Annotated in this window: 7 protein-coding genes; 3 read left to right on the top strand and 4 right to left on the bottom strand. The window is 74.6% G+C overall.

Going from position 1 to position 5,814, the window contains the following annotated elements:
- Both SSNG_RS31390 and SSNG_RS31385 read left to right on the top strand, forming a co-directional pair.
- Nucleotides 1-1,309 (top strand): ABC transporter ATP-binding protein (locus SSNG_RS31390; RefSeq protein ID WP_063749929.1); only part of this gene is annotated, 1,309 nt, incomplete at its 5' end.
- Nucleotides 1,306-2,205, top strand: coding sequence for an ABC transporter permease (locus SSNG_RS31385; protein WP_007267976.1), 900 nt, complete (start codon nt 1,306-1,308; stop codon nt 2,203-2,205). The genes SSNG_RS31390 and SSNG_RS31385, both read left to right, overlap by 4 nt.
- 19 nt (nt 2,206-2,224) lie before the next feature.
- Here the strand turns inward: SSNG_RS31385 and SSNG_RS31380 are convergent, their stop codons facing one another.
- Complete coding sequence (locus tag SSNG_RS31380) at nt 2,225-3,199, bottom strand: D-2-hydroxyacid dehydrogenase family protein (protein WP_042802434.1); 975 nt, start codon at nt 3,197-3,199, stop codon at nt 2,225-2,227.
- Nucleotides 3,196-4,143, bottom strand: a complete 948-nt coding sequence (locus SSNG_RS31375) for an aldo/keto reductase (protein WP_007267974.1) — start codon at nt 4,141-4,143, stop codon at nt 3,196-3,198. The genes SSNG_RS31380 and SSNG_RS31375 overlap by 4 nt, the downstream gene beginning before the upstream one ends.
- A gap of 244 nt (nt 4,144-4,387) precedes the next feature.
- On the opposite strand from SSNG_RS31375, the gene SSNG_RS31370 reads away from it, so the two are divergent.
- On the top strand, nt 4,388-4,768 hold the full coding sequence (locus tag SSNG_RS31370) for a VOC family protein (protein WP_007267973.1): 381 nt from the start codon (nt 4,388-4,390) through the stop codon (nt 4,766-4,768).
- A gap of 60 nt (nt 4,769-4,828) precedes the next feature.
- Here SSNG_RS31370 and SSNG_RS31365 read toward each other — a convergent pair whose 3' ends face one another.
- Both SSNG_RS31365 and SSNG_RS31360 read right to left on the bottom strand, forming a co-directional pair.
- A complete protein-coding gene (locus SSNG_RS31365; RefSeq protein WP_241695162.1) occupies nt 4,829-5,557 on the bottom strand; it encodes an ABC transporter ATP-binding protein in 729 nt (242 codons plus the stop codon).
- Between the two features lie 45 nt (nt 5,558-5,602).
- Nucleotides 5,603-5,814, bottom strand: a 212-nt coding sequence (locus tag SSNG_RS31360) for an iron chelate uptake ABC transporter family permease subunit (protein WP_128637244.1), incomplete at its 5' end; no start/stop codon positions are given.

Here is a 5,814-nt window from a genome sequence, read left to right as displayed (position 1 = left end):
GGGGCCGGACGGGCGGCAGCAGGTGCTGCCTTACCAGCTGGTCGCGCCCGTACGGGTGGAGGACGCCGGGCAGGGCCGGAGCGTGGAGCTGCGGCTCCCGGCGATCGACCACGCCGTCCAGGCCGGGCACCGGCTGCGCCTGGTCGTCGCCGCCACCGACCTCGGCTACGCCTCCCCGGCCGCCCCGGCCTCCTACACCGTCTCGGCGGAGGGCCCGCTGCGGGTGCCCGTCGCGGACGGGGTGGAGACCGCGGCCGCCGGCCTGCCCGCCTGGACGTGGTGGATGCCGCTGGGCGCGCTGGCGCTCGCCGCGGGGCTCCTCGGGATCCGGCGGACCGGCGGGGGCCGGGCGGGGACGCGGGTGCGGGAAGCGCAGCCCGAACCCGCACTGGCCGACGTACCACTGGACATCACCGGGCTGACGAAGCGGTACGCGAAGGCACAGGACCGCTACGCCGTGCGGGACCTTTCCTTCCGGGTGGAGAAGGGCCAGGTGCTGGGCCTGCTCGGGCCCAACGGCGCGGGGAAGACCACGACCCTGCGGATGCTGATGGGCCTGATCACGCCGGACGCCGGGGAGATCCGGGTGTTCGGGCATCCGGTCCGGCCCGGCTCGCCGGTGCTGTCGCGGGTGGGGGCGTTCGTGGAGGGCGCCGGGTTCCTGCCCCACCTGACCGGACGGACCAACCTGGAGCTGTACTGGCAGGCCACGGGCCGTCCGGTGGAGGACGCGCACATGGCGGAGGCCCTGGAGATCGCCGGGCTCGGCGACGCCCTGGAGCGGGCGGTGCGCACGTACTCGCAGGGCATGCGGCAGCGGCTCGCCATCGCGCAAGCGATGCTGGGGATGCCGGACCTGCTGATCCTCGACGAGCCGACGAACGGTCTGGACCCGCCGCAGATCCGGGAGATGCGGGACGTGATGATCCGCTACGCCGCCGGCGGGCGGACGGTCATCGTCTCCAGCCACCTGCTGTCGGAGGTGGAGCAGTCCTGCACGCACCTGGTGGTCATGGACCGCGGACGGCTCGTGCGGGCCGGCGAGGTCGCCGAGATCACCGGCGGCGGGGACACCCTGCTGGTGACCCTGGCGGAGCCGGTGGACGACGTGACGGTGGGGAAGGTCGCCGCCCTGGAGGGCGTGGCCTCCGCGGTGCGCTGCGACGAGGGGCTGCTCGTCCGGCTCGACGGCGCGTCGCCCGCGGCGCTGATCGGCGAACTCGTGCGGCTGGAGCTGCCGGTGGCGGCGGTGGGGCCGCACCGGCGGCTGGAGGACGCGTTCCTCACCCTGATCGGAGGTACGGCATGAGCGCCGTGGAGGAGACCCGGGTGCGGGAGACCGCGCCCGGCTACCGGGCGGGGCGCACGCTGCCGCTGCGGGTGGAGGCGCTGCGGCAGTGGCGCAGGCGGCGGACGATGGTGATGGGAGGGGTGCTGGCCGCCCTGCCGTTCGTGATGATCATCGCGTTCGCGGTGGGCGGCGGCCCGGACGGCGGGCGCGGCGGAGGCGGAGGCGGAGGCGGCGCCGACGGCCGGATCAGCCTGATCGACACGGCGACGGCCTCCGGTGCGAACTTCGCGGTGACCTGCCTGTTCGTGTCGGCCGGGTTCCTGCTGGTGGTGCCGGTGGCGCTGTTCTGCGGGGACACGGTCGCCTCGGAGGCGAGCTGGTCCTCGCTGCGCTACCTGCTGGCCTCGCCGGTGCCGCGGGCCCGGCTGCTGTGGAGCAAGCTGGTGGTGGCGCTGGGGTTCAGCCTGGCGGCGATCGTGCTGCTGCCGGTGGTGGCGCTGGCGGCGGGCACGGCCGCGTACGGCTGGGGGCCGCTGCGGCTCCCGACGGGCGGGGCGCTGGCCGCCGGGGACTCCGTGCCGCGGCTGGCGCTGGCGGTGGCGTTCGTGTTCGTGTCGCAACTGGTGACGGCCGGGCTGGCGTTCTGGCTGTCGACGCGGACGGACGCGCCGCTCGGCGCGGTGGGCGGGGCGGTCGGCCTCACGATCGTGGGGAACGTGCTGGACGCGGTGACGGCCCTCGGGTCGTGGCGCGACTTCCTGCCCGCCCACTGGCAGTTCGCCTGGGCGGACGCCCTGCAGCCGCAGCTGGAGTGGGGCGGGATGGTCAAGGGCGTGGTGGTGTCGGTGTCGTACGCCGTGGTGCTGTTCGCGCTCGCCTTCCGGGGGTTCTCCCGCAAGGACGTCACGTCCTGACGGGAGGACCCCCGGGGGTTCAGGCCCCGCCGAGCACGCGTACAGGTGAGCCGTCGAGGAAGGCCAGGACGTCCTCGACGGCTTCGCCGTAGTAGGTGGCGTAGTTGGCCCGGGTGACGTAGCCGAGGTGCGGGGTCGCGAGCAGCCTCGGGGCCGTGCGCAGCGGGTGGTCCGGGGGCAGCGGCTCGGTGTCGAAGACGTCGAGGCCGGCCCCGGCGATGCGGCCGGAGCGCAGGGCGTCGAGCAGTGCGTCCTGGTCGACGATGGCGGCGCGGGAGGTGTTGACCAGGTAGGCGGTCGGGCGCATCAGCTCCAGTTCGGCCGCGCCGATCAGGCCCCGGGTGCGGTCGCCGAGGGCGAGGTGGACGGAGACGAAGTCGCTGTCCGCCAGCAGTGCCTCCTTGGACGGGGCGAGCGCCGCCCCTTCCGCGTCGGCGCGCTCCTTGGTGAGGTTGGCGCTCCAGGCCGTGACCCGCATGCCGAAGGCGAGCCCGATCCGGGCGACGCGGCTGCCGGTCTTGCCGAGGCCGAGCAGGCCGAGGGTACGGCCGTGCAGGTCGGCGCCGACGGTCTGCTGCCAGGGGCCGCCCTCGCGCAGGGCGGTGTTCTCCGTGACCAGCCCGCGCGCCAGGCCGAGCAGCAGGGCCCAGGTCAGCTCGACGGGCGGGGTGGAGGAGCTGGCGGTGCCGCAGACGGTGACGCCGGCGCGCCGGGCGGCGGCGTGGTCGATGACCGAGTTGCGCATGCCGCTGGCGACGAGGAGGCGCAGCCGCGGCAGCCGTTCCAGCAGGCCCGCGGGGAAGGGGACGCGTTCGCGCAGGGTGACGACGATGTCGAAGCCGGCCAGCCGGGCCGCCAGTTCGTCCTCGTCGTCGAGGTGGTCCTCGTACGTGACCACCTCGACGCCCCGGCCGGTGACCGGAGACCAGTCGGCCAGGGTGGTGGCCGCCCGCTGGAAGTCGTCGAGGACGGCGCAGCGCAGCGGGGCGCTCATGCGTGGGCCCGCGCGGCTTCGTCGACCTCGGCCAGCAGCTCGGCCTCCAGGGGCCGTTCGGCCGCGGCGGCGTTGGCGCGCACCTGCTCGGGCGAGGTGGCACCGGCGATGACGGAGGAACAGCCGGGCTGGGCGGAGAGCCAGCCGATGGCCAGCTCCAGGACGCTGCGGCCGTACCCGTCGGCGATCGCGGCCAGCGCCTCCACGGTGTCGAGGCGCTCCTCGGTGAGGTAGCCGTCGCGGCCTTCGAGGCGGGAGCCGGCCGGGACGGGGGCACCCCGGCGGATCTTCCCGGTGAGGAGGCCGTTGGCCAGCGGGAAGTACGGGAGGACGCCGAGGCCGTAGTGGCGGGCGGCGGGGACCAGTTCCCGCTCGGCGGAACGCTGGAGCAGCGACCACTCGTTCTGCGCGGAGACGAAGGGCACGGCACCGGTCTCGCGGGCCGTGTGGGCGGCTTCGGCGAGCTGCCAGCCGCTGAGGTTGGAGTGCCCGATGTAGCGGATCTTGCCCTCGGCGACGAGTTCGGTGAGGGCGGCGAGGGTTTCGGCGACGGGCGTCCCGGGGTCGGGGCTGTGCAGCTGGTAGAGGTCGATGTGGTCGGTGTCCAGGCGGCGCAGGGACTCCTCGACGGCGCGCCGGATGTAGGCGCGGCCGCCGCGGGATCCGGCGGCGGGGCCGTATCCCATGTCGACGCCGTCGTAACCGAACTTGGTGGCGAGGACGACCTGGTCGCGGCGGCCCTTGAGGGCCTGGCCGAGGTGGCTCTCGGAGCCGCCCCGGCCGCCGTAGATGTCGGCGGTGTCGAGGAGGGTGACCCCGGAGTCGAGGGCGGCGTCGACGACGGCGCCGGTGGCCCGGGCGTCGAGGCGGCCGCCGAAGTTGTTGCAGCCGAGGCCGACGGCGGAGACCTTCAACCCTGAGGTGCCCCGGGGGACGTAGCGCATGCGGGTTCTTCCTCCGTGCTCGTGCGGTGGACCACGTCGCAGTCTAGGGAGACCGGCCGGTCGGCCTGGCCCGCGGGGCGTGAACAGTGTGTGTCGGCCGCGGGCGGGACGGCGCGCGCATGGCGCGAAAGGGGTGGACCGCACCGGTACGGGCTGTTTAGGATCAAGGCGACGGCATCGCGTGTCGGTCACCGACCGGGTGAGGCATGGAGGTGCCGTGACTGCCTTTCGGAGGCATTCACCCATGTCGGTCCAGCTGAACCACACGATCGTCCACTCCCTCGACAACAAGGCGTCCGCCGCTTTCCTCGCGGACATCCTCGGTCTCGAAGTCGGCCCTGAGTGGGGCCCGTTCGTCCCCGTGTCCACCGCCAACGGCGTGACCCTGGACTTCGCGACCATCCCGGCCGAGTCCATCACGCCGCAGCACTACGCGTTCCTGATCGCGGAGGAGGAGTTCGACTCCGCCTTCGAGAAGATCCGGGCCTCGGGGGTCGAGTACTTCGCCGACCCGCACCGCAAGCACCCGGGCGAGATCAACCACAACGACGGGGGCCGCGGGGTGTACTTCATGGACCCCGCCGGGCACGCGATGGAGATCATCACCCGCCCGTACGGCGGCTAGTACGGCCTTCCGGGCCGGCCCGGCCCGTGGGGGGCCGGGCCGGATCCGTTCACAGCCGGGTCACGGCAGGTAGACGATGCTGGGGGCGCCCGTCGTCGGGTGGACCCCGACGCGGGTGCGGACCCCGTAGACCTCCGCCAGCAGGGCTTCGTCCAGTACCTCGCCCGGCGGCCCCGCGGCGACGACCCGCCCCGCCGACAGGACGTACAGCCGGTCGCAGAAGGACGCCGCGAGGTTGAGGTCGTGCAGGACGAGGAGGGCGGTCGCGGGCAGGCCGCGGACCAGGCCGAGCACCTCCAGCTGGTAGCGGATGTCGAGGTGGTTCGTCGGCTCGTCCAGGGCCAGCAGGCCCGGTTCCTGGACGAGGGCGCGGGCGACGAGGGCACGCTGGCGCTCGCCGCCGGAGAGCTCCTCGAAGCGCCGCTCGGCGTAGCCGGCCGCGCCGACCGTCTCCAGCGCCGCTGCCACCTGACGCCGGTCCTCCGGGCCGTCCTGCTCCCAGAAGCGCTTGTGCGGGCTGCGGCCCATGGCGACGACCTCGCGCACGGTCAGCCCGAAGGTGCCGGTGGCGTCCTGCGGGACCACCGCCACCCGGCGGGCCCGCTCCTTGGCGCCGAGCGCCGCGGCGTCGGCCCCGTCGAGGAGCACCCGGCCGGCGGTGGGCCGCAGGGTGCCGTAGACGCAGCGCAGCAGGGTGGTCTTGCCGCTGCCGTTGGGCCCGACCACGCCGACCGTCTCGCCGGGGCGGGCGGTGAGGTCGACCCCGTGCAGCAGGGTGTGCCCGTCCACTTCGTAACGCAGGGCCTCGACGCCGAGTTCCCCCCGGTCCGCGGGTCATCCCGCCACCCCCTCGGTGCGGCTGGTGCGGCGCAGCATCCACAGGAAGAAGGGCCCGCCCACCAGTGCGGTGACCACCCCGACCGGAACCTCCTCGGGGGCCGCCGCCGTACGGGCGACCAGGTCGGCCAGGACGAGGAAGACGGCCCCGGCGAGCGCGGCCACGGGCAGCAGCGCCCGGTGACCGGCGCCGACGGCCATCCGGGCGG

The sequence above is a fragment of the Streptomyces sp. C genome (assembly GCF_000158895.1).
Taxonomy (GTDB): domain Bacteria; phylum Actinomycetota; class Actinomycetes; order Streptomycetales; family Streptomycetaceae; genus Streptomyces; species Streptomyces racemochromogenes.
The sequence above is the reverse complement of the archived record's forward strand: the minus strand, read 5'-3'. Positions and strand labels throughout refer to the sequence as shown.